The sequence below is a fragment of the Paludibacterium sp. genome (genome assembly GCF_019232825.1).
Lineage (GTDB): Bacteria > Pseudomonadota > Gammaproteobacteria > Burkholderiales > Chromobacteriaceae > Paludibacterium.
Genome location: NZ_JAFAND010000131.1, coordinates 26,553 through 50,237, shown reverse-complemented (window position 1 = coordinate 50,237; position 23,685 = coordinate 26,553). Strand labels below are relative to the sequence as shown.

19 protein-coding genes are annotated in these 23,685 nt (G+C 64.1%); 6 read left to right on the top strand and 13 right to left on the bottom strand.

The annotated features are described in order from the left end of the window. The first annotated feature begins 41 nt into the window (after positions 1-41). On the top strand, positions 42-1,925 hold the full coding sequence (locus JOZ06_RS16975; protein ID WP_293234567.1) for a DUF3857 domain-containing protein: 1,884 nt from the start codon (positions 42-44) through the stop codon (positions 1,923-1,925). Here the strand turns inward: JOZ06_RS16975 and JOZ06_RS16970 are convergent. Then, positions 1,922-2,557 carry a pyridoxamine 5'-phosphate oxidase family protein gene (locus JOZ06_RS16970; protein WP_293234565.1) on the bottom strand — a complete coding sequence of 212 codons (636 nt, stop codon included), beginning with the start codon at positions 2,555-2,557 and terminating at the stop codon, positions 1,922-1,924. The two genes, JOZ06_RS16975 and JOZ06_RS16970, sit on opposite strands and share 4 nt — an antisense overlap. A gap of 135 nt (positions 2,558-2,692) precedes the next feature. Here JOZ06_RS16970 and JOZ06_RS16965 point away from each other — a divergent pair, with 135 nt between their 5' ends. After that, complete coding sequence (locus JOZ06_RS16965; RefSeq protein ID WP_293234563.1) at positions 2,693-3,346, top strand: response regulator transcription factor; 654 nt, start codon at positions 2,693-2,695, stop codon at positions 3,344-3,346. Further along, positions 3,346-5,970 carry an ATP-binding protein gene (locus JOZ06_RS16960; RefSeq protein WP_293234561.1) on the top strand — a complete coding sequence of 875 codons (2,625 nt, stop codon included), beginning with the start codon at positions 3,346-3,348 and terminating at the stop codon, positions 5,968-5,970. The genes JOZ06_RS16965 and JOZ06_RS16960 overlap by 1 nt, the downstream gene beginning before the upstream one ends. On the opposite strand, the gene JOZ06_RS16955 is transcribed toward JOZ06_RS16960, so the two are convergent. From JOZ06_RS16955 to JOZ06_RS16935, 5 genes are all read right to left on the bottom strand, one after another. Next, on the bottom strand, positions 5,967-7,652 hold the full coding sequence (locus JOZ06_RS16955; protein ID WP_293234559.1) for a PTS fructose transporter subunit IIC: 1,686 nt from the start codon (positions 7,650-7,652) through the stop codon (positions 5,967-5,969). The genes JOZ06_RS16960 and JOZ06_RS16955 overlap by 4 nt on opposite strands. A 36-nt stretch (positions 7,653-7,688) precedes the next feature. Continuing rightward, entirely contained in the window at positions 7,689-8,633 is a 945-nt protein-coding gene (gene pfkB, locus JOZ06_RS16950; protein WP_293234557.1) for a 1-phosphofructokinase, read from the bottom strand. Then, positions 8,633-11,035, bottom strand: a complete 2,403-nt coding sequence (locus JOZ06_RS16945) for a putative PEP-binding protein (protein WP_293234555.1) — start codon at positions 11,033-11,035, stop codon at positions 8,633-8,635. Before JOZ06_RS16945 ends, pfkB begins: the two co-directional genes overlap by 1 nt. 232 nt (positions 11,036-11,267) lie before the next feature. After that, complete coding sequence (locus tag JOZ06_RS16940; protein WP_293234553.1) at positions 11,268-12,164, bottom strand: Kdo hydroxylase family protein; 897 nt, start codon at positions 12,162-12,164, stop codon at positions 11,268-11,270. Positions 12,165-12,311: 147 nt separating this feature from the next. Next, on the bottom strand, positions 12,312-13,226 hold the full coding sequence (locus tag JOZ06_RS16935) for a LysR substrate-binding domain-containing protein (RefSeq protein WP_293234551.1): 915 nt from the start codon (positions 13,224-13,226) through the stop codon (positions 12,312-12,314). Positions 13,227-13,330: 104 nt separating this feature from the next. Here JOZ06_RS16935 and JOZ06_RS16930 point away from each other — a divergent pair, with 104 nt between their 5' ends. Then, entirely contained in the window at positions 13,331-14,092 is a 762-nt protein-coding gene (locus JOZ06_RS16930) for a sulfite exporter TauE/SafE family protein (protein ID WP_293234549.1), read from the top strand. 113 nt (positions 14,093-14,205) lie between these two features. Further along, the gene (locus JOZ06_RS16925; RefSeq protein WP_293234547.1) at positions 14,206-15,945 is read left to right on the top strand and encodes an NAD-dependent malic enzyme; all 1,740 of its coding nucleotides are present in this window, start codon (positions 14,206-14,208) and stop codon (positions 15,943-15,945) included. A gap of 15 nt (positions 15,946-15,960) precedes the next feature. Here the strand turns inward: JOZ06_RS16925 and JOZ06_RS16920 are convergent, their stop codons facing one another. Further along, entirely contained in the window at positions 15,961-17,280 is a 1,320-nt protein-coding gene (locus tag JOZ06_RS16920) for an SGNH/GDSL hydrolase family protein (RefSeq protein ID WP_293234545.1), read from the bottom strand. Positions 17,281-17,594: 314 nt separating this feature from the next. Between JOZ06_RS16920 and JOZ06_RS16915 the strand changes: the two genes are divergently transcribed. Continuing rightward, entirely contained in the window at positions 17,595-18,884 is a 1,290-nt protein-coding gene (locus JOZ06_RS16915) for a GGDEF domain-containing protein (RefSeq protein WP_293234543.1), read from the top strand. A 4-nt stretch (positions 18,885-18,888) separates the two neighbouring features. On the opposite strand, the gene JOZ06_RS16910 is transcribed toward JOZ06_RS16915, so the two are convergent. Genes JOZ06_RS16910 through cobT (JOZ06_RS16885) form a run of 6 tightly spaced genes read right to left on the bottom strand, consistent with a single transcriptional unit; the run spans position 18,889 to position 23,674 of the window. Next, positions 18,889-19,665: a CDP-diacylglycerol diphosphatase gene (locus JOZ06_RS16910; protein ID WP_293234541.1), complete on the bottom strand. Its 777-nt coding sequence runs from the start codon at positions 19,663-19,665 to the stop codon at positions 18,889-18,891. 35 nt (positions 19,666-19,700) lie between these two features. Further along, positions 19,701-20,258, bottom strand: a complete 558-nt coding sequence (gene cobU / locus JOZ06_RS16905) for a bifunctional adenosylcobinamide kinase/adenosylcobinamide-phosphate guanylyltransferase (RefSeq protein ID WP_293234539.1) — start codon at positions 20,256-20,258, stop codon at positions 19,701-19,703. Continuing rightward, positions 20,255-20,803 (bottom strand): histidine phosphatase family protein, encoded by a 549-nt coding sequence (locus tag JOZ06_RS16900; RefSeq protein ID WP_293234537.1) that lies wholly within the window; start codon positions 20,801-20,803, stop codon positions 20,255-20,257. Before JOZ06_RS16900 ends, cobU begins: the two co-directional genes overlap by 4 nt. Positions 20,804-20,807: 4 nt before the next feature. Then, positions 20,808-21,842: a nicotinate-nucleotide--dimethylbenzimidazole phosphoribosyltransferase gene (gene cobT, locus JOZ06_RS16895; RefSeq protein WP_293234535.1), complete on the bottom strand. Its 1,035-nt coding sequence runs from the start codon at positions 21,840-21,842 to the stop codon at positions 20,808-20,810. 27 nt (positions 21,843-21,869) lie between these two features. Next, a complete protein-coding gene (locus JOZ06_RS16890) occupies positions 21,870-22,643 on the bottom strand; it encodes an adenosylcobinamide-GDP ribazoletransferase (protein WP_293234533.1) in 774 nt (257 codons plus the stop codon). Continuing rightward, positions 22,640-23,674 carry a nicotinate-nucleotide--dimethylbenzimidazole phosphoribosyltransferase gene (cobT, locus tag JOZ06_RS16885; RefSeq protein WP_293234531.1) on the bottom strand — a complete coding sequence of 345 codons (1,035 nt, stop codon included), beginning with the start codon at positions 23,672-23,674 and terminating at the stop codon, positions 22,640-22,642. Before cobT (JOZ06_RS16885) ends, JOZ06_RS16890 begins: the two co-directional genes overlap by 4 nt. Positions 23,675-23,685: the final 11 nt, after the last annotated feature.

Here is a 23,685-nt window from a genome sequence, read left to right as displayed (position 1 = left end):
TTTTAGTCGAGTGAAACAGCTGTGTTGCGCAAGGATCTGGCATGGACCGTAAGTGCTTGTTTTTTCTGGTTGGCGTCCTGCTGGCGCTGCCCGTCGTCGCGGCGAACTTCACGCCGTCCTATACCGTGCTGCGTTCGGTGGCGGTTTACGATGTCAAGCCGGGCGGCGGCTATACCGAGGACGTCACCGAGGATCTGCGCGTCAATACCCAAGGCGGCGTCGACGATCTGAGCCAGTATCCGATTCAATTCAGCAGTTCGTTGCAGTCGGTCGAGGTGCTGTCGGCGTACACGGTGAGCGCCGCCGGCAAGAAAATTCCGGTGGGTAAGGATGGCATCCTGCTGCAGCAGAGCAGCGAAAGCGCCGACGCGCCGATGTTCGACGATTCCAAAGTGCTGAACGTGATTTTTCCGGCGCTGTCGGCCGGTGCGCAAATTCATGTGCATTTCCGCCGCGTCGCGCATGAGCCGTTGTTCCCCGGGGTGTTCTCGATGCAGGAGTTCTATTCGCGCAACGAGGCGCGCGAGTCCTCCGATTTGTATGTGCATCTGCCGCGCGGCATGAAGCTGGACGTCGAAACCATCGACGTCCAAGGCGGCGAGATTGCGCCGATTCGCGCCGGGTACCGCAGCTGGCACTGGCATGTGGGCCGTAATGTCGCCGAGGCGCCGGAGAGCGACGCCATCAGCGAAGTCGATTTCAGTCCGCGTATCGCGATCTCGACCTTGTCGGGCTATGACGAGCTGGCGCGCGACTATGCCGCCCGCGCCAACCCCAAGGCGGCGGTCACGCCCTATCTGCGTCAGCTCGCCAACGACATCACCCGCGGCATCAGCGATCCGCGCGCGCAGGCTGAGGCGTTATACCGCTGGGTCAGCAACAACATCCGCTATGTCGCCATCTACTTCGGCGTCGGCGGCGTGGTGCCGCATGATGCCGAGACGGTGGCGCGCGCGCTCTATGGCGACTGCAAAGACCACGTCACGCTCTATCAGGCGCTGCTGGAGGCCAAGAACATCAAGAGCAGCCCTGTCCTGATCAACGCCGATCAGGGCTGGTGGTTGTCGCGCGTGGCGGTGCCGACCGGCGCCTTCAATCACGCCATCACCTATCTGCCGCAGTGGAACCTGTTCGTCGATACCACCGCACAGTTCGCGCCATTCGGCATTCTGCCGGATACCGAGGCGGGCAAGACGGCGTTGGTGATGGATGACGGCAAGGGCTCGCCGCAGCTGATGACGCTGCCGATTTCCACGCCGGAGCAAGACCAGGTGAAGATCGATAGCCAGTTGTCGCTGTTGCCGGATGGCAGCATCAAGGGCGGTAGCGTGATTCGCTTGAAAGGGGTCTACGATTTCATGGCGCGCGCGGCGCTGTCGGGGGTGTCGCCCGGTACCGAGAGCGACGCGGCCGGCAAGATGCTGGCCAATCGCGGCCTGCAGGGCAGCGGCACGCTGATGCTGGGCGATATGTACGACCTGACCAAGTCGTTCGGCTATCAGTCGGCGCTGACGCTGCCCGAATATGTCGATTTGAGCGGCCCGACCGCCGTGGTATTGCCCACGGGCGGCGACACGGTGGTCGGTCTGGCTTCGTTCGTCAGCTGGGGCGGCGCGCAGCCGACGCGGCGCACGCCGACGATGCTCGATAACGGCTACTACCAGGAAACCGTCACCTTGCAACTGCCTGCCGGCATCGACGTGCTGGCGTTGCCGCGCGCCACCCGCACCGAGTCGCCGCTGGGGTATTACGAATCGGCGTATCGGCGCGTCGGCCACGCGGTGGAGGTGCGGCGCGAACTGGTGCTCAAGGATAATGCGCCGGTGTTGGCGCCGGAGCGCTATCCGTTGCTCAATCAGCTGGTGCATGCGGTGGCGCGAGACCTGCGCGCGCAGATCCTGCTGCAGCCGACGCGCCAACCCTAGTCAATCACGCCTTGCGCGCTCAGACGCTCGGCAATGGCGCCGGCGTCGAGCGCGTGTTCGAATGCCAGCCGCTGCCGGCGGCCATCCCGGCGCCAATCGATGCCGTAGCAATCGATGCCCAGCACCTCATGTCCCGGTTTGACCCGCGCCAACAGCGCCGCCTCGTCGTCTGGCGACAGCACAGCAAGCTCAGCCCAATCTTGCGCCTCGACCCAGCCCATTTGGCCGAATCCCGCCACCATGCGCAGGCGTCGCGGCTGCAAACGGTAAAAGGCGAAGTCGCCCAGTGCCAAATAGCGCTCCGCGCCGGGCTGGTAACGCAGATAGCGGGCAACCAGCGCCGGGTCGGCCGCGCAGGCGGCGACGTCGCCGAGCAGGGTCAGACGAGGGCTGGCTTCCGGCTCTGCCGTGTCGGCCGGCTGCAATAACAGGCTGGCGCGCGCGTCGGCGCGCAGGTTGCGAGTATGTTCCGCCAGCCCGCTGATCAGGAACACCGGGCAATGGGCCGAGTCAGGCACGAAGGGCAACGTGCTTGCAAACGGATAACCCGGTAGGGCTTGTGAATGGGTGGCCAACGCCGCCGACGGATTGTCGTGCAGCAGAAAGATGATCGGTTCAGTCGGCATTCTCATGGCTTTTGTCAGATTTCCTCATGATTTCATCAGGTTATTCTTAAATTTTGCCGGCATAATTGCACTATTATGTCAAAAAAAATCATCATAATCTGACCGCTTATCATCGGTGATCGGAGGAGAAAAGAGAAGCCTATGCTGATTAATACCGCGATATGCGACGACCACCCGTTGGTGTCGTTGGCATTGAAAACCGTTTTACGCGGCGATCCCGAATTCAACATCGTCGGCGAACCGGCCTCCGGCCCTGAACTGATCAAGCTTTTGCGCGAACAGCGTTGCGATCTGGTGATACTCGATTACTCGATGCCCGGCGAGCTCGACGGCATTGCCTTGATCCAATACCTGTCGCGCATGTTTCCCGATACGCGTCTGTTGGTGTTTTCCGGCATCGCCTCGGCGGCCTTGGCCAGCCGTTGCATCGAAGCCGGCGCCAACGGATTCATGCGCAAAACGCAAAGCGGCGACCTGCTGCGGGAGGCGGTGCGCAGCGTCGCTCAAGGCTCGCTGTATATCGACCCTTCCTTGCAGGGGGATTACAAGCGCGCCTCGGGCTTCGAACAAGCCTTTCTCAGCCTGTCGCCGCGCGAGATGGTCGTGGTGCGGCTGTTGTTGGCCGGCCAGAGCGTCAGCGAGATCTCCGCGCGGCTCAATCGCAGCATCAAGACGGTCAGCACGCAAAAACAAACGGCTTATCGCAAGTTGAACATCCAGAGCGATGCCGAGTTGTTCCGCTTGGCCGGCGATCTGGGCGTTGCCGACGGCTCCGCCGCCGATCCCTCCCCGTAATGCGCGAACAAGACGATTTCGATCCCGGTTCGCTTGCCCGCGCGGCCAGATTGCTGCGCCGCGGCGGTGCCATCATGCTGTTTTTGGCCATGCTGGCGGTGGCCCTGGTGGTGTACACCAGTTATCAAGCCCGCCTGCAGCTCGTGCATGCCCAGGCGTACGACCGGCTGATGCCGGTGCAAGAGACGCTCGATTACGAAAGCGCGCTCATCGACGTTTATCTGCGGCGTATTGCCGGCGGGAATTATGACGGACCGAGCCTGCGCGCCTCGGCGCGTTATCCGGCCGCTGACGGCTTTGAGGCCCTTGGCCTGGCGCCGCCCGGTCTGCCGAAACAGGCGCTTGCTGTCTTGTGGCGCCGCGGCGGCGCGTCGGTCGATCTGTCGGAAATCGGCCGCGTCATGTCCCAGGCCTACGGCAAGATCAAGGTGCTGCCATGGCAAGGGTCGCTGATGCTGATCGATCGCGGTGGCGACTATCTGTCTGTTTACCCGGCGGCACAGGGCCATGCCTTCTTGCCGAATATGCTGACCTGGGCGCGGCAGCTGCCGCCCATGCCCGCCGACAAGACGCAGTGGACCGTGTTTCGGCTCAACAATCAGCAAGTGTGCGATTGCGTGGCCGCCTATATCGGCCTGGTAATCGGCGGGCGCGAAGCGGTACTGGTTCAGACCATACCCCTTGCGCGCATCGACAATCTGTTCGCCGGGCAGGGCTGGTTTGCGCTGCAGGACGGCGATCGCACGCTATACGCTTCCGAAGGCGCCGAGTTGCCGCGCTGGGCCGGGCTCACCGCCGCGAACCAGGCGGGCATGACGGAAACCGCGCATCGCGGCGGCAAATTGCTGCTGAAACTGCAGTTGACCCAGTTGCCATGGCAGTTGCTGTACTCGCCGTCGCGTGCGGGCGAACCGGGCGTCGAATGGCGCGAGCTGGTGCCGCATGCCTTTGTCGGGTTGGCGGCGCTATTGGGGTTGCTTTGGTTTTACTTCGCCTTGCGCCGCCTGATGCTGCGTCCGACGGAGAATGCGCTGTCGGCGGTGCTGCGCTATCAGCAAGCGCTGCATGCCAGCAACCGCTCGCTGCAAGAGGCGAAGGAGCAGGCGGAGCAGGCAAGCCAGGCACGCTCGCTGTTTTTGGCGGTGATGAGCCATGAAATCCGCACGCCGCTCAACGGCGTCATGGCCATGCTGGAGCTATTGGAGCGCGAGCCGTTGACGGCATCGCAACGCGAGTCGCTGGCGATGATCAAGACATCGAGCAGCTTATTGCTGCATGTCATCAGCGATGTGCTGGTCTTTACGCGTCTGCAAACCGGCACGGTCGAATTCGCGCCCGAGGCGGTGACGATCCGCGCACTGGTCAGCGACTTGCTCGATGCCCAGCGTGCCGCCCTGGACGTGGCCGATAAACCCGTGACTTGTCATCTGCAGGGGCCGGCCGACGCCACGCTGACCTTGTCGCTCGACCCATATCGGATGGGCCAGATTATCGGCAATTTGCTGTCCAACGCGGTCAAGTTCACGGATCAAGGGACAATCGTCGTGCGGCTCGATTATGAGGACGGCTGGCTGCAGATCGACGTGGAAGATAGCGGCATTGGCATGAGCGAGGCGCAAATGGCGCGGCTGTTCATGCCGTTTTCGCAGGCGGACGCCTCAACGGTGCGTCAGTACGGCGGCAGCGGGCTGGGGCTCGCCATTATCAAGCAGTTGCTTGACCAGTGCGGCGGCACGGTAACCGTCGTCAGCCGGCTCGGCGCGGGCAGTTGTTTTCGCGTGCGCCTTCCCTGCGAGGCGTTGCCGCCGGCGGCCCTTGCGCAGAACGCGCCCGCGGCGCCCGCGCCGGTTGCGGCGCCGTTGCGTCAGGGCGCGGTGTGGGTGGTCGAGGATCACCCGATCAATCAGGCAACCCTGCGCGCGCAACTGCGGCGCTTGGGCGTCGATGCCCGTTTCGCCGCTTCCGGCACGGAGGCGCTGGCACAGCTGCGTCAAGCGGATCAGGTCGCTCTGGTTCTGACCGACATCGCCATGCCGGAGATGGATGGCTTTGAATTGACTCGGCGCCTCAAGGCGGATACGGCGCTGTCCGCGGTGCCGATCGTGGCGCTGTCCGCGCACGCCTTTCCGTCGGATGTTCAAGCCGGGCGGCAGGCGGGGATGGCCGATTATCTGACCAAGCCGGTCAGTCTCGTCACCTTGCGCGCCATGCTGCAACGCTTCGGCATTCCTCTGCGCGAGGAAGGCGGCGCATCCGTCGCGCCGGCTGACGAGGGCAGGGCGAGCGGGCCGGATATCGACGCGCTGCTGGACATGTTCGAGAACAGTCTGGCGGACGTTCGCACGTTGATCGAGCGTTATGTGGCGTGCGACGAGGAAGATCTGACCAAGCTGCGGTCGGCCTGGAAAGAACGGGATCACGCCACGCTCGCGCGCATCGCCCATCGCATGGGCAGCGCGGCGCTGTACGTCAATGCGGGTTACGCGGAGCTGTTGTATGCGCTGGAGGAGCGCGCCGCGGATCCCGATACCGCCGTGTTGCACGAACACATGACGGCGGTGGGCGAAGCCTCGTCAGCGCTGGCGGCGGCCTGCCGCTGCTGGCTTGCCCGCACGGTCGCTTAGACGCCGACCGGGCGTTTCAGTAGGCGCAGCGACACGGCGGTGATGGCGCTGCCTAGCGCGACGTTCATGCCGAACAACAGCGGTTCCGAGACCAATTGCTTGAACGGCAGGATGAAAATGCCGCCGTGCGGTACGCATTGTTCGATCGCCATGCTCATGGTCAGCGCGCCGGCCGTCGCCGAACCGACCATCAACGCGGGAATGACGCGCAACGGATCACGGGCGGCGTACGGAATGGCTCCCTCGGTCATGAAGGCCATCCCAAGAATGGCCGTGGCTTTGCTCGCTTGACGCTCCTCCTCGTTGAACCGGTCGCGGAACCACCAGGTCGCCAGCGCAACGCCCAACGGCGGCGTCATGCCCGCCGCCATGGCCGCGGCCATGGGGCCGCAAACGTTGGCGCTGATCAATGCGGTGCCGAAAGTGTAGGCTGCTTTGTTCACCGGGCCGCCCATGTCGAAGGCCATCATCAAGCCGATAAGCGAGCCCAGCAATACGGCGCTACCTCCCTGCAGCCCGGCAAGCCCCCGGGTCAGGGTTTCCATGATGAAGGCCACAGGCGTTCCAATGACGTATACCATCAACAACCCTGTCAGCAGGGTTCCCATCAGCGGCAGCAGCACGATCGGAATCAGCCCCGCCAGGTGCCGCGGCAGCCGAAGATGCCGCGCGATCCAGTCGGTGCCGTATCCGGCGATGAACCCCGCGGCAATGCCGCCGAGAAAGCCGGCACCCATGTTGGCGGCGATCATGCCGCCCACCATGCCCGGAGCAATCCCGGGGCGGTCGGCGATCGAATAGGCGATGTAGCCGGCGAGCGCCGGTACCATGAGGGCGAATGCCGCCTTGCCCCCGATCTGGAAGAGCGACCAGCCGAGCGTGCCGCGGTGGCTTTCCTCGTAGGCATAGATGCCTTCGAGGCCAAAAGCCATGGCGATGATCAAGCCGCCGGCGACCACGAAGGGCAGCATGAAGGACACCCCGGTCATCAGGTGCACGTAAGGGGTGGCGCGTCCGCTTGGCGCGCCATGGGCCGCAGGCGCGTTCTCGGTCTCTGCGGGGGTGGTTGCCGCGAGCGGCGCCGCTTCCGCAATGGCTTTCTCTATGACTTCCGCGCCGCGGTTGATCGCTTGGCCGGCCGAGGTGCGGTACACCCGCTTGCCGGCAAAACGCCCCAGCATGACCTGCGTGTCGGCGGCGATGATGACCAGATCCGCCGCGGCAATTTCCTCGGCGGTGAGGGGGTTCTGCTGTCCGACCGAGCCCTGGGTTTCCACTTTGATGTAGTGCCCCATTGCCTTTGCCGCGATCTCAAGCCCTTCCGCAGCCATAAAAGTGTGCGTGGCGCCGACCGGGCAGGAGGTCACGGCGACGATCGTCAAGCCCAGCGGCCGGCTGGGAATAAGGGCGATGGCCGAAATCAACGCGCGCGAAGGGTCGGTCAGCGCGTCTTCCGGCGTGAGCGTCAGCGCGGGCGGCGCGCCCTCGGGCAGTGGCGTTTGATCTCCGATCAGGAGTACGGCATCCGCGCGGCCGAAATGTGCCGGCAACAAGGCCTCCGCGGAGGGTAGCAGGGTCAGTTCGACCGCGTAATCGACGGCCGCGCGACGTAAGGCGTCAGCCACCAGTTCCGTCATAACGGGCTGCGACGGGCAGCGGATGACTACTAGAAGATGATGCATGAGCGATCTCCTTATCAACCATGATGAAAGCAAACATCAAACAGGCAACCGGGTGAGCCGCACGGCACGGGCCAATTCCCTTACCGCGGGCAAGCTCGGTAGGTGCGGTCCGACCCGGCCAAGCTTGCCGGTCGCGAAAGCCAGCGCGAGCCGCATGGCATCCTCCAGCCCTCGTTTTTGGTGCTGCGCGGCGAACCACCCCGCCAACAGCGCATCGCCCGCGCCAACCCTGCCGAGCACCGGAACCTTGGGGCTTTGGGCCATCCAGGCCTGCCCCTGGACAACAAACAGCGCGCCTTCCGCCGCCAGCGAGACAACCACTTGTTCGACGCCGTGCCGGTGCCAGCCGATCGCTGCCCGCAATACATCCTGGATGTCCGGCAACGGTAGCCCGATGGCTTGGGATAATTCGTGCCGGTTGGGTTTGACGCAAAACGGGGGTGTCGCGAGCACCGCATGCATCAGTGCGGGGCCGCCGCAATCGAGCGCCACGCGGGCGCCTTGCCGCATCAGTCGGGCGGCTAGGCTCGCGTAGGTCGTGTCGGGCAGGCCGGGCGGCAGCCGGCCGGATAACACCACCAGCACGCCGGGCGCGCAGAGTTGGTCGATTTGCCGTAAGCAGGCCTCGAATGCCTGGGGGTGAATGGCCAGTCCCGGTTGATTGATGGCCGTGGTTTGACCATTGGCGCGGTCGACAAGCTTGATCGTGCTGCGCGTGGCTCCCTCTTGCAGGACGAAACGGTTGGAGATGCCCTTCGCCGCGAACAGCGAGGTGAAGGGCGCCGCGTTTTCCATGCCGAGCACGCCGGTAGCAATGACGGGCAGCCCCCAATCCGCCAGGCAACTGGCGACGTTGATGCCCTTGCCGCCCGGGGCGATATGGCTGTTTTCCGCTTCGTTCACCTCGCCGGGGCGCAGTATGTCAATGTGCAGCGTCTGATCCAGCGCGGGGCATAGCGTGACGGTGATGATCGGATACATCAGCCATCCTCCCGCACGAGCGCGCGCACGGCGGCCAGGGTGTCGGCTTGCAGCGCTTGATCGGCCAGCGCGGTCATCGCTTCGGCGTCTTGGTCGCCCAATTCGGCGCTGGCCAATGCCAGCTCAGCGGCGGCAATCGATAGCGTACGAACGCCGAGACCGTACAAAAGCCGTGCGCCGCCTGGCTGACCCGCCAGCGCGCCGCAGACCGATAGGGGGCAGCCGCGCGCCTGCGCGGCGCGCGACGCTTGGGCGATCAGCCGTAGCACCGAGGGATGGCGGGCATCGGCATGGCTGGCGAAAAGCGGGTGCTGCCGGTCCATGGCCAGGACGTATTGCGTCAAATCGTTGCTGCCGATCGACATGAAGTCGGCGTGCGGCGCCAGCCGGTCCACCAACAATGCGGCGGCGGGGACCTCGATCATGGCGCCGATGGGCAGTGTCGGCGCTCGCAGCGTGTCGCGGACCGTTTCGCAGATGGCGCGCAAGGCCAACATTTCGTCCACCGCGGTGATCATCGGGAACATGAGCGAGAAGGGCCCATGACTGGCGGCCCGGTAGAGGGCGCGTAGATGCGGCTGCAGCCGTTCCGGATGCGCCAGCAGCCAGCGCGCGCCCCGCAAGCCAAGCGCGGGGTTGTGCTCCTCGCTGTGCGTCAATGCCGGCCATGCCTTGTCGCCGCCCAGGTCGAGCGCCCGAATCACCAACGGCCGGCCTTCGAGCGCTTCGATCATGGCGCGAAAGGCTTGATATTGCGTTTCTTCATCCAGCCATTGCTGCTGGCCGAGCAGCAGCGTTTCGCTGCGCATCAGGCCAACGCCCTGTGCGCCTAGCGCGGCGGCTCGCCGCCATTGCTCGGGGGTGTCGGCATTGGCCAATAGCGTGACGTCTTTGGGGGGCGGTCCGGCCAGGCGCGTCTCCATCTGGGGCCGCGCCGCGGGGTGCAGTATCAGGCTGCCGCGCGTGCCGTCCAGCAGCGCCGGGGTGCCGTCCGGTACGGCCAGCAATGCGTCGCCGCCGGCCACCATGCAGGGGAGTGCGAGCGCGCGGGCCAGAATGGCGGAGTGTGCCTGCGGCCCGCTGCCGGCAAGGCATAATCCGAGGATGCGCCCCGGCGATAGCTGCGCCATCTGCGACGGCAGGATGTCGTCGGCGATGATGATGCTGTCCGCCGGCAGCGCCGCGGCCCAGTCATGCGCGGACGGGGCTCCCAGCGCTTCCAGAACCCGGCGTCCCATGTCGCGCACGTCGGCGGCCTTGGCGCGTACCGCCGGCTGATTCGACGCCGCCAAGACGCTGGCCTGGTCTTCGATCGAGACTCGCCATGACCAGGCCGCGCTGTGCCCTTGCGCCATGTGCCGGCAGGCTGCGGTAATCAACGCCGGATCCTCTAACATCGTGCGTTGCACCTGAAGGATGGCGGCGGCGCTCTCGCCGAGCCGGTCGGCGCTGCGGGCGATCAACAGCGACAATGCTTGCCGGGCTTGACCCAGCGCTTGTTCCAGGCGGCGGCCTTCCTCCAGCAATGAGGTGAATGGCGCGTCAATGCCCCCGGCGCAAGTCGGCAGGCGCCAAGTCGGCGCGCTGACCGTGCCGGGACAAGCCGGTATGCCGGCAATGGTGGCGCCGTCGTCTTCATTGCCGAGCGCTGCGCAGGCAAGGAAGGGCGCGCTCTCGAGCGCGCTTTGCCGCTGGAGGGTGGCGCGCAATGCACGCAACGCTTGCTCGGCTTGCGGCCCGTCGGCGGAAATCGCCAGCAAATCGCCTTGTCGCGCGCCTAGTTGCAGCAAGGCAAGCAATTGCCGGCCGTCAGCACTGGCGCTGCCCAGGCGCGCACGAATGACTGCATCGAAGCGCCGTGTGGTCTCGACCCAGGCATTGGCGGGGCGGGCATGAAGCCCGTTCGGATAATCCACGCGCCAATGAAAGCGGTGCGGCAGATCGTCGAGAACGGGCTGTGCCGTGGCGGGAGGCGCATCATTGAGGAGCGTGCAAAAGGTGCCGACATCGGATGTGGTGAACAGCGGCGCCAAACGAGCCGGGTCGTTGAGCAGCCTCGTCAGCTGGCGCAGCAGCGGTAGATGAGCGTCGGAGCGCGCGGCGATGCCAAAAGCCAAATGGACTTTTCCCGCGCCCCAATCGACGCCGGCCGGCATCTGCAGCACCACGACGCCGGTTCGTTGGACCCAGTGCCGGTGCTGCGGCATGCCGTGAGGCACGGCGACGCCATGACCTAGCTCGGTGCTGGTGACGGTTTCGCGCAGCCACAGACTGTCGGCATATTCGGGCAGAGCCAACCCGCATGCCGTCATGCGCTCAGCGATCAGGCCGATTGCCGCCTGCCGGTTCTCTGGCGAGGCATTGAGCTGGATGTGCTGCGGAAGAAGAAGCGCGGTGGTCATGGCGACGGATTCCAAGATCGAAGTGGGCGAAATTGGAATCGATCGCAGGCGCGGGGGTCAATTTGACGCGGCTGTATTGAGCGATGCCAGTCTATTTATGAGACTGGCATCGTGAGAAACGGGGTTTGGCGCAATGCCGCGCGTTGCGCGCCGATTGCGCCCTACGCAACGGGACATGCCTGCGCGTAGGGTGCACTCGCCGAAGGCAGTGCGCCACCCTCTTAGGACGATCCTAAATCAGTGAGCGACCGGCAAGCCGTTGCAATATCGCCAGCGGCGCGCGCTCAGGTTCGGCCATGTCCTGAGGTTGGAGAAAGAAGGTTTGCTCCAGCATGAACTGACCTGACATGACCGCGTGAGAGGCTTGATCGGAGAAACAGATCCAGCCTGCGCCCGGCGCAAAGGGGAGGGTGATCTGCGCGCATGAGCGCTGATAGGCCATGTCGGCTTTCATCGCGTCGTGCAGGTGCATCATGATGTGATCGTAGCGGCTGCGGCGGCGTTTGGTGATGCCCAGCGCATTGAATAATGCGGCAGAACCCGGCCATTGCCGCGGTAGCCGCGGCAAAAAGCGCCTTGCCACCGTTTCGAAATCTTCGCCTACGCGCCAAACGCGGGGTTCGCCATGGGGATTGATGTTCATGAAGACGCGCAAAATACGCTCGCCTTGATTCGGGCGCGAGGGGAAGGCGTCCACGTGCAAACGGCTGTCGTCTTTGCGCCAAGAGGTGTGGCGCGTTTCGACGCGATGCAGGCGCAGGCTGGTCGGCGCCGCGATAAGATGCGCGCGGTAGTGGGGGAAGAGCGTATCGATCCAGAGCCGGGCGGCGTTGGCGTAACGGGTCACTAAACCCAGTAAGGTGGCGTGCGCCGGATCGGCCGGCTCGACGCCGATCAATGCCGTGCCGGCGGGGGGCAGGCTGATGTTTTTACGGCCCTTGACGGCGTGGGCGGGGTCGAGCGACGCGCGCTCGTCCGGCGTCAGCTGGAAAGGTAGAGTGGGTACGTGCAACACCGAGCCTGTTTCGAGCGAGCCGATGAGTCGGTCTAGGTCGTGCGTCGGGGCGTCGAGATCGACGGAAACGATTTGGCTGTCTTGAGTCATGTGCAACAGTTTAATACGCGCCATTTTTAATGACAACGTGCTTGCTGCGCTGCGCATCGCGTTGTTGCTTGCAGTGAATGACACTGCGGCGGGACGCGCTTCTAGCGCCGCATCAGGCTGATGCCGGCCGCCGCCCCGAACACAGTGGCAAATAACTTGTTCAGAGGGTCCCTAGCCATGCGGCGGCATGGTGAAGTTGTAGTGCTTGATCGCTTCCAGTACCGCGCGTCGGAAGTCGAGCGTGATTTCCGTGCGCAGGCTGGCGCGGGGGTATGCCAGCACATAGCCGTAGCTCGGCGCCGGATCGAAGGGGCGGATGGTCACGCCGTGCGCCTGCCATACCGTATAGGCGAATGGTTCGACGATCGAGATCCCCATCCCGTTGGCCACCATCGCGTAGCGTGTATGCGAATTGTTGGTTTCCACCGTGTAGTGCGGGTGAATGCCGGCGCCTTCGATGATCGAGCGCTCGACGCCAAAGGATAGCGAGCCTTTAGGCAGCCAGCCGATGACGTTCTGGCCTTCGAGGTCTTGCGGGGTAATCATCGTCTTGGCTGCCAGCGGATGATCGCTGGGCATGGCGCACATCATGCGCGTCTCGAAAATCGGCTCGATTTCGATGCCGGCGATTTCGGCGAACTCCAGCGACAGCGCGACGTCGGTCTTCATGTCCTGCAGACGCGACATGATGTCCCCCAGACTGCAGGGATCGACCTTGACCACCACGTCCGGGTGCGCCTGGCGGAACACTTTGAGCACCAGCGGCAATAGCGTGGTCGACAGTACGGGCAGGCAAGTGATGTTCAGGCTTTCGGAGGCTTCGCTGCGGATGGAGTCGGCCACCTGTTTCAGGCGCTCCAAGCCGAGAAAGTTCTCCTCCACCGCACGGTAAAAGCGCAAGCCGGCGACCGTCGGCTCGAGGCGTCCCTTTTCACGGCGGAACAAGGCGAAACCTAGATCCTCCTCCAAGTCCGAGATCAAGCGGCTGATCGCCGGCTGGGTGATCTGCATGCGTTTGGCCGCGGCGGTGCCGGTGCCGGTGATGATCAAATGGCGAAAGGCTTCTATTTGGCGGAAACGGATCATGATATGGTTTGGATTCGGAGATGGCGTTGGGTCTGGAGTCTCGCTCGGCGTTCTATGATATCTCAATTGTCGAAGATTATTTTCATTTGTTAGTTAATATCACTATGAATGTTGCGACTCTGCCCTGGTCGACGCTCGCTTTGATTGCTTTGGCCGGCCTCTATGCCGGCACACAAAATGTCTTGGCGGGCGGAGGATCGTTCATTACCTTTCCGGCCTTGTTGTTGGCGGGACTCAACCCGCTGGCGGCCAATATGACCTCCACCATCGCGCTGTTTCCCAGCCAAATCACCTCCGCCGTTGCCGGGCGCCGGTTGGTCGAAGGCGTCGGCCCGTTGCGCTTCCGAACGCTCTTCCTGCTGAGCTTGGCGGGCGGCGTGCTGGGCGCGTGGCTGCTGCTGTCTACTCCGGTCAGCGTGTTTACGCACTTGGTGCCTTGGCTCGTGCTCTTCGCCACCACCGTGTTCTTCTGGGGTAGTTTCCTGCGCAAATCGGGCCAACAGCAGGTCACGTCGATGCCGTCCGGCGCATTGATGGCGATTCAGGGCGTCATCGCGCTCTACGGCGGTTATTTCGGTGGTGGTATCGGTATTTTAATGCTGGCCGCGCTGACCGTTGCCGGGCAGCAAGTACGTACCGCCACCGCTACCAAGAACGCGCTGGCGATGACGATGAATGCGTCTGCGGTGGCGATTTTTGCGTTCTCGCCGCAGATCAACTGGCTGGCCGCATTGGCGCTGGCTGTTGGCGGGATAGGCGGCGGGGTGCTTGGCGCCTGGCTGATGCATCGCCTGCCGGAGAAGTGGCTACGCGGTTTCGTCGTCTTGGTCGGGGTTGTGCTGTCCGTTTGGTTGTTTGCGCGCTGAACGGAAGCGGGTGATAAATTTACGTACTTATTCCATGCAAAATACGCATGGGGTAGGCGGGCGCTTTGACCGAAAATAATAGGATTTCGCCCTACGCAAAGAAAGATCACCGCATGCCCGCCTCTTCGTCTTCGAGTGCCGCCCATCCCTCCGCCGGACCGTTGAATATCGAAACCGAATTGCGTCAGCTTGACGTGCTGTCCAATCCGTTGCTCAACAAGGGGACGGCTTTTACCGAAGCCGAACGCGACGAGCTGCATCTGCATGGCTTTCTGCCGCCTTCGGTGCAAACGTTGGAAGAGCAGGTGGCCCGCCGGCTGGAGGCTTTGCGCGCGCTAGGTAGCGACCTGGACCGCTACGTCATGCTGCGGGACCTGCAAGACAGCAATGAAACGTTGTTTTACGCGCTCTTGACTCAGAACATCGAGGAGATGCTGCCGCTGATCTACACACCGACCGTCGGCGCCGGTTGTCAACGATTCAGCCACCTGTACCGCCGGCCGCGCGGCCTGTTCTTGAGCTATCCGTACAAGCACCTGATTCGCCAGATCCTGGCCAATCCGATGTTCGACGCGGTAGAGGCCATCGTCGTCACCGATGGCGAGCGCATTCTAGGCCTTGGCGATCAGGGCGCGGGCGGCATGGGCATTCCGATCGGCAAGCTTGCGCTGTATGTCGGCTGCAGCGGGCTCAATCCGCGTACCACGCTACCGATCATGCTGGACGTCGGCACCGATAACCCGGATTGCCTGGCCGATCCGCTGTACGTCGGCTGGCGCCATCAGCGCGTGCGTGGCGCCGAGTACGATGCCTTCATCGAAGAATTCGTAGCCGCCGTGAAAGAACGCTGGCCGCATGTGCTGTTGCAGTGGGAAGACTTCGCCAAGCACAACGCCAGCCGTCTGTTGGCCAAATACCGCGACGATTTGTGCACGTTCAACGACGATGTCCAGGGTACCGCCGCCGTTGCCACCGGCACGCTGCTCGCCGCCATCAATGTCACCGGCGTACCGCTGACCGAGCAGCGCATTGCGGTGCTCGGCGCCGGCTCCGCCGGCTGCGGCATTGCCGCGCTGATTCACCGCGCGCTATGCGAGGCGGGGCTTTCGTCGGAGGAGGCCGACCGGCGTTTCTGGCTCGTCGACCGCCAGGGGCTGCTCGTCGAGGGTATGCCGTCCTCGGTGGGCCTGGAAAACTTCCAACAGCGGTTTGTGCAACCGGCTGCCGCGGTGGCCGGCTGGGCGCCTGAGCGCGCCGACTGCATCAGCTTGTTGGATGTGATGCGCCATGCCAAACCGACGGTGCTCATCGGCGTTTCCGGCCAGCGCGGCGCATTCAGCGAGCAGGTGGTGCGCGAAATGGCCAAGCACGTGGCGCAGCCGGTGATTTTCCCGTTGTCGAACCCCACCTCGAACAGCGAGGCGCGCCCCGTCGACCTGTTGGCTTGGACCGCCGGCCGTGCCGTGGTCGGCACCGGCAGCCCGTTCGAACCGGTCGAGCGCGATGGCCGGCCGTACAAGATCGACCAGACCAATAATTCCTATATTTTCCCGGGGGTCGGCCTTGCCGCGGTGGCGCTGAAGATCCGCACCATCCCCGACAGTCTGTTCATGGCCGCCGCCAAGGCGTTGGCCGCGATTTCGCCTGCGCGCGCCAATCCGCGCTGCAACCTGCTGCCGCCGGTCAGCGATTTGCGCCGCGTGTCGTATAGCGTGGCGCTGGCCGTGGGCATGCGCGCCCTGCACGAGGGGCTGCTGGACGAATCGATGACCCTCGACCAGATCGAGGCCCGCATCCGTGCCCACGTATGGGAGCCGCGTTACCCGATTTTGCGGCATGTCGCCTCGGCTTGACGCTTGCCGCGCGCGTCACCGCCCATGAGGCGAGGGCGCGCGCAACAGCGCGATCACATGCTCGGCCAGGATGGCGTGCGTGCGGGCGGTCGGATGCAGCGGGTCCCAAAACAGGTAGCGGTCGGCGTTGGCGCAGGCCGGCGATGAGGCGTGCCGGAGCAGATAGGGCCAAGGCAGTTTGCTCGCCGGTTTGATCGCCAGGCAGTTGTCGCTGATGTTGTCGATCTGGTAATTCGCCGGATGGGCGATGATGTCGTTAAACAGCGCATGGGTGTCGAATAGCTGCAGCGACACCGCGGCGCCGTACGTCTGCTGCAGTGTCGATACCATGGTCGCCAAGAGTGCGTTGTACATGTCGGTCTGCGCCGTCAATTTGGCGCTGAGGCCGCGCGCCTGAGCGATGGGCGCCCGTCCCAGGTCTGGCAGGTTGAGCACCAGCAGGCGGCGCGCGCCATGGGCAATCAGCTGCTGCAGCGAGGCCTGCATGTCGTCGACCACTTGCGCCGGCGTGCGATGATAGCTGATCAAGTCATTGCCGCCGACCCATAAGGTGAATAAGGTGCGTTCCGGCCGGTATGCCGGGTCGTCACGGGTATAGGTTAGCCAAGACGCGATCTGTTGGCGTAGCCCCGGCAGGATGATTTCACGATGACCGGCAGCGCCGCCGATCGCCCAATCGTACAGCGGCAAATCGAGCGCGGACGCCAGCCGTTCCACCCATACCGGTCCATTACTGAAGCGCCCCAGAAACCAGGTGGGGTTTTGCGGCGCCTTCCACTGTGAGATCGCATACATGTTCTGGATGTCGGACAGGCTGTCGCCAAAGGCGATCAGACGCTCGACGCCGTCCCCCGGCGCGGTGTCGGCCAGAGTCCAAACGGCATGATTGTACGACAGCGCGTTGTTGGCGGCGGCGACCATCGCCGGCTCGCGGCCGGCGGCCGTCGAGGCCAGTGTTTGGCGGCAGATGTCTCGCAAGGCTTGCTGCGTCGCGGCGCTATAGAACATCGATTGCCAAGGCAGTAAGCCGCCATTGCGCCAAACGCCATGCAAGCGATAGTAATCGTTGGCGGCCGGGTCGCGTGCCCAGACGTAGTCTGTGGCGGCGATATTGGGGTCGTTGCTGACCCGGTAGTAGCAGCGTAGATAGGTATAGGTTGGTTTGTCGTAGGGTTGCGCCGGCGGCGTTTCCCGCAGCGCCTCTTCCGCGGATAGCGGCCGCGCCGGAGAAAGTACCGTGTCGAAGTGCGCGTCAGGCGGCGCGACCGGTTCGGCCAGGGCCGTGGTGGCCAGCAAGGCTAAGCACAGGCCTAGAAAACGGGTCCCTTGTCTCATTGAATATCCCTTGGTGTGGTAGGCTGCCGTAGCCATAACGGGTTGAATTGCTTTTTCTTCTATGTTTAATGCATAGTGAGGCAGTCCGACCTTTGCGGCGACTGGCTGGCCGGTCAGGCATGGGGCCAAGACGGGTTCAAAATGGTTGCGATGGTGTTAAGCGTTTGATTTTGAATTGTCTTCGTCGCGGCAGAACGCTTGCCACCGCCCCGTGGTGACTCCTACAATGCCGCCACGCACACGGCCCGGTCCCGGGCCGTTTCTTCAATGATTTATCCGTTCCGCCGTCTCGGAACACTGCATGGAGTGCCGGTTTGTCAGATCAAGACGATCCAATGCTGGCGATGTCACGCGAACTGCGGCATTTGCGTGCCGTGCTGGACAATGTGGGCGCCTATGTCTTTACCAAAGACCGGGAGGGTCGCTACACCTATGCCAATGGCCAGGTGTGCGCGTTGCTGGGCGTGCCGCTCGCGCAGTTGCTCGGACGCGACGATGGCGCTTTCTTCGATCCGGCCTATTCCGACCCGCGTCATCAGCATGATCGCCGCGTGATCGAGCAGGGCGAGACCTTGCGCGTCGAGGAGGAGGTCGTGTTGCGCGGCAGTGCCGAACGGCGCGTCTACTGGACGATCAAAGCGCCGCTTCGCGATGACCAAGGACACATCATCGGCATGTGCGCCATTGCCGACGACATCACCGAGCGCAAGGCGCTGGAAAAAGATTTGCGTCGTCAGCGTCTACTGCTCGACACGGTGTTGAACCACGTTGACGCCTATGTCTACATCAAGAGCCCCGACCGGCGCTACCTGTACGTCAATCAGCAAACGGCCGCGCTGTACGGCGCCACGCCGGCCGATGTGGTCGGCCGGCGCGATGTCGACCTGATGCCGGAAAACGCCGTGGAAAATTTTGGCGAGCTCGATCGCAAGGTGTTCGAGCAAGGCGGAAAACAGAGCGGCGAGGAGTCGATGGTCGACCTGCAGGGGCGCGTGCGTCACTATTGGACGGTCAAGGTGCCGATCGCGCTGCCGGGAGAACCGCAGGCCTTGATCGGTTTTTCCACCGACATCACCGAATTGCACTTGTTGAAGGAAGAGCTGAAGAATCAGGCGCTGACCGATTCATTGACCGGCGTCAGCAACCACCGGCACTTCTTTCAGGCCGCCGGTCGCGAGATGACGTTGGCGCGGCGCCATCGTCATCCGTTGTCGGTGTTGCTGATCGACCTCGATCATTTCAAACAGATCAACGATCGCTACGGCCACCAAGCGGGCGACAAGGTGCTCAAGGCCGTGGCCGAGCATTTTCAATCATGGATGCGCGCCAGCGACGTGCTGGGTCGGATCGGCGGCGAGGAGTTCGCGGTATTGCTGCCGTCGACCGCGCAGGATGCCGCCTGCCTGATGGCTGAGCGCATGTGCCGCGCCTTGCGCGTGCTGCGGGTCGACGCCGGCGAGGGTGACGTGGTTGCGCCGACCATCAGTGTTGGCGTGGCGAGTCTTGCCGACGACGATCCCTCGATAGACGCGGTGCTGCGCCGAGCCGATCGCGCCATGTACCAAGCCAAGGCCGATGGCCGCGATTGCGTGAGAACCGCCTGACGTTTTACGGCTGTTTCAACACCGCGCAATCATGATCCTGAATGTCTCCCTCGGCGGAAGCGACATCGCCGCTTAGCAGGTCCGCCTTATCCGCCAGGAGATAAAAGCCGTCATTGCCGTCGGCAAAGCGCGTAGCCACCACCGCCAGCGTATAGTCGCCCATGGCAGCACGCGCGCCGGGTAGCGACGCGGCCAGATCCTTGATCGGGTCGATGCCGTCGAGATCGGCGCCGGTCACCCGGCGGGCCTGGTAGGCGTGACCGTTGAGCCCGCCAGGCAAAGGCTGCCAGCGAGGGCCGATCTGGGTTTGCAGCGCGGCCAAGCGGTTGCGCACCGCGGGGTTGATGCAGGAAATATGAATGTGCAGCTGGTTCTGGCTGCGGCCGCCGGGCGAGTTGACGGTCAGCGCGATGGCGCTGCGGTCGATCGGCTGGCCGAGCTTCCGTGCCATGTAGCCGCGTGCGCGCCAAGCCTCGGCGAAGAAATTGGGTGTATCCGCCGCCAACAGCTGTGCGCTTTCGATGCCGCTGATCTTGGCGGTGGGCATCAACAGGTATTGCAGCGGGCCGTTGCGGTCCTTGAGCACCACATGGCCGTGCGCTTCGTCCGGCGCCAGCGTGACCTCGGCGCAAGGCGCGGGCTGGCCATGCTGCCGCTGGTTGGGCACGCATTGTTCGTGCACGATCTGCCACAAGGCGTCCGGGTTGGCGCAAGCACCGAGCGGCAACAGCAGGATCAACGCGGATAAAAGACGTAGCCATGTTTGGCGGGTCGTCGTCATGGCAACCTCCTGGCAAGACTTCAAGGCGGATAAGCTTAAGTTGCGACCTCTTTGAGCGTCAACGGCAAGCCGGCGATCAACATGACCACCCGTTGACAGCGCTGTGCCAACGCTTGATTCAGACGGCCCGCTTCGTCAGCAAAGGCGCGCGACACCGCCCCCCACGGCACGATGCCCATGCCGACTTCGTTGCTGACGAGCAGAATGTCGCCCGGCAGCGTCGGCAGCGTCTCCAACAGCGCCGCGCGTTCGGCATGAAAACGCGCCGGCAGCGCAATCTCACCGACTTCGGGATAATCCTCGCCTTCGGCGAACAACAGGTTCGACAGCCACAGCGTCAGACAATCGACCAGGATCAGATTGTCCGGCCGGCTGTGCGCCGCGAGCGTCGCCGCCAGGGACAAGGACTCCTCCACCGTTTGCCAATGCGCAGGCCGGCGCGCGCGATGGTGGGCGATGCGCGCCGCCATCTCGGCGTCGCCGACACGCGAGGTGGCGATGTAAATCACCGCCTTGCCGCGGGCGATCGCCTCGCTTTCCGCCCAGGCGCTTTTGCCCGAACGCGCGCCGCCCATGATTAATGTGCAACTCATCGTATTCCTTCCTCCGGGGTGTCGAGCGTCAGCAACGCGCCATAGGGAATGTTGTGCGTCTCTGCCGCTGCGGCTTGCGGCGGCAGGCCGCGGCTGATGGTGTCGAGCAGGCGGATGGTGCCGGCGTGACAAACTACCGCGGCTTGTTCGACCCCGTCATGCCGCAAGGCGTGGCAAAACGCGGCGACGCGTTCGGCCATTTGCGTCAGGCTCTCGCCCCCGCCTGGGCGGTAGTGCGGGAGATCCTGCGCCCAGGCATCGACCTCGGCACGGGCGATGTCCTGCCAGTGCCGCATCTCCCAGGCGCCGAAGTCCATTTCCATCAAACGCGCGTCGTAGCGAACCGCACCCGGCGCCAGCGCCTCGGCCAAGCAGGCACAGCGTTTCAAGGGGCTGCTAAATAGCGGCACGCCCGACGGCAGGCGTGGCGCGAGCGCGCCCACGGCGGCGGCCAGCGTATCGTCGCCGACCCCGAGGTCGCTCCGGCCATAACAGATGCCGGGTTCGACCTCGGGGCGCGGATGCCGGATCAGCCAAAGGCGCATACGCTTACATGCACTGTTGGCTGACAGCGGCCGATTCGAAGGTGGCCATCTGACGCAGGAAGCTCACCGCCGCCTGCACGATCGGCAGCGCCAGCGCGGCGCCGGTGCCCTCGCCCAAACGTAGATCCAGATGCAACAGCGGTTCGGCGCCCAGCTTGGCCAGCATGCGTGCGTGGCCGTTTTCGTGCGAGGCGTGGGCGAATACGCAGTAGTCGAGGATCGCCGGTTGTACTTGTGCCGCTACCAGCAAGGCGCTCGTGGTGATGAAGCCGTCGATCAACAACAGCTTGCGGTCGGCAGCCGATTGCAGCATGGCGCCTGCCATCATGGCGATTTCGAAGCCGCCGAAGGTTGCCAGAACGGCAAGCGGATCGCACAGCGTGCCATGCTTGGCCATCGCCGCCTCGATCACTTGCTGCTTGCGCGAAATGCCTTCCGGCGTCAGGCCGGTGCCGGCGCCGACGCAATCGGCCACCGGTACGCCGGCGAGTTTGTGCATCAGCGCCGCCGCCGCGGTGGTATTGCCGATGCCCATCTCGCCAAAGCCGACCACGTTGCCCGGTACGTCGCGCGCCAGCGCCATGCCGCGCTCCAGCGCCTGGGCGCATTGCGCTTGGGTCATCGCCGGCCCTTGGGCGAAATTGGCCGTGCCCGGCGCCACTTTGCGATCGATCAGGCCGTCGCGCACGCCGAAGTCGTGATTGACCCCGGCGTCGACGACATGCAAGGCGCAGCCGGTCTGGCGGGCGAAGACGTTGATGGCGGCGCCGTTGGCCAGGAAATTCTCCACCATTTGCCAGGTGACGTCTTGCGGATAGGCGGAAACGCCTTCGGCGACCACGCCGTGATCACCGGCGAACACCAAGATGGCCGGGTCACGAATCTCGATGTCGGCGGTGCGCTGAATCAGGCCCAATTGTTTGGCCAAGGATTCCAAGCGGCCGAGACTGCCGACCGGCTTGGTCTTGTTGTCGATGGCGTGTTGCAGGCGCTGGGCCAACGCGGCGTCGTGAGTGGGGGCAATGTGGGGGATCTGCATCGTCATGGCTCCTAAGGTGGGAGTGGATTAATGGTTCAACATGGCCAATAGGCCGAGATAGACGGCAACTTCACTGACTTGCTGCACAGCGCCCAGGCAGTCGCCGGTATAGCCGCCGATACGGCGCACGAACAGCCGGGCGAGCCACAGCGTGGCGACAAGCGCGAACGCGCAGGCCGCCGCCAACGCGCGGCCGGTCAGGCCGAGCCAGGCGGCCAGCGCCAGCGTGGGCAGTAGCCCGGCGCAGACGGCCAGGGCCACGTCGGCGCCGCTCATGTGCTCCGCCACGGCGCGCGCCTTGCTCTCGCCCGGCCGGGCATAGTCAAGGCGCCAGATCAGCAACGTCGCCATGAAGCGCGATAGCGGATGCGCCAAGAGAAGCGCCGGCACGAGCGCCGTGGCGGGCAGGGTGGTCAGGCAGGCGAATTTCAAGCCCAGCATCAGCAGCATGCCGGTCAGGCCGAAACTGCCGACACACGAATCCTTCATGATCGCCAGCACGCGCTCTCGTTCCCAGCCGCCGCCGAAGCCGTCGCATACGTCGGCAAAGCCGTCTTCGTGCATGGCGCGCGTCAGGTAGGCGCCGGCGGCCATCGACAGCACAATGGCGACCGGCAGCGGCAACCAATGCGCGCAGACCGCGAACACGGCGGCGGTAAGCGCGCCGACCACGAGGCCGATCAGCGGAAAGAACCCCGCCGCGTGCTTGAGCCAGTCGGCCTCGAAGCCGACCCAGCGCGGGATCGGGATGCAGGTAAAAAACTGCAGGGCGATGAAAAAGCGCCGAATCAGCGCACTCATGCCAGCGCCTCGCTGACCGCGGCGGCTTCGAAGGTGGCCATCTCGCTGAGGAAATTCACCGCTGCCTGCAGATACGGCAATGCCAACGCGCAGCCGGTCGCCTCGCCCAGACGCAGGTTCAGATGCAGCAACGGCGAGACGCCGAGGTATTGCAGCATCTGCGTGTGACCATGTTCGTCCGAACAGTGCGAGAACACGCAGTAATCGATCAGTGCCGGTTGCAGTTTGAGCGCCACCAAGAGCGCACTGGTGGCGATGAAACCATCGACGAGCACCACCTTGCGACGGGCGGCGGCGGCGAGCATGCCGGCTGCCATCATGGCGATCTCGATGCCGCCGTAGGTGGCCATCACCGCCAGCGGATCTTGCGGATAGCCGTGCCGCGCCAGCGCGCGCTCGATGACCCGCTGCTTGTGGGCGATACCTTCGCGGTTGAGTCCGGTGCCGGCGCCGACGCATTCGGCGAGCGGAATGCCGGTCATCAGGTGCATCAGCGCCGCCGACGGCGTGGTATTGCCGATGCCTTTTTCACCGAAGGCCACCACATTGCCCGCTAGACCGTCGACTACCGCCTTGGCGCGTGTCATCGCCAGCGCGCATTCGTCGTGCGTCATCGCCGGTTCGTGCACGAAATTGCGACTACCATGACGCACTTTGCAGTCAACCAAGTCCGCGCGTGCGCCAAAATCGTGAGCGACGCCGCCGTCGACGATGACCACCTCGAAACCGTTCTGCCGCGCCAGCACACTGCTGGCCGCGCCGCCCGCCAGGAAATTCTCCACCATCTGGCGCGTCACGCAGGGCGGGTAGAGGGAAATGCGTTCTTCCGCCACACCATGATCCGCCGCGTAGATCACCATGGCCGGCCGCTCGACCGTGGGCGTGGCGGTTTGCTGAATCAGGCCGATTTGCAGCGCTAATCCCTCCAGCCGGCCGAGACTGCCCAACGGCTTGGTTTTATGGTCGATGGCGTGCTTAAGTTGCGCTGCCAGCGCCGGGTTGTGGATGGGGGTAATCTGCTCAATCAGCATCACAACGTCCT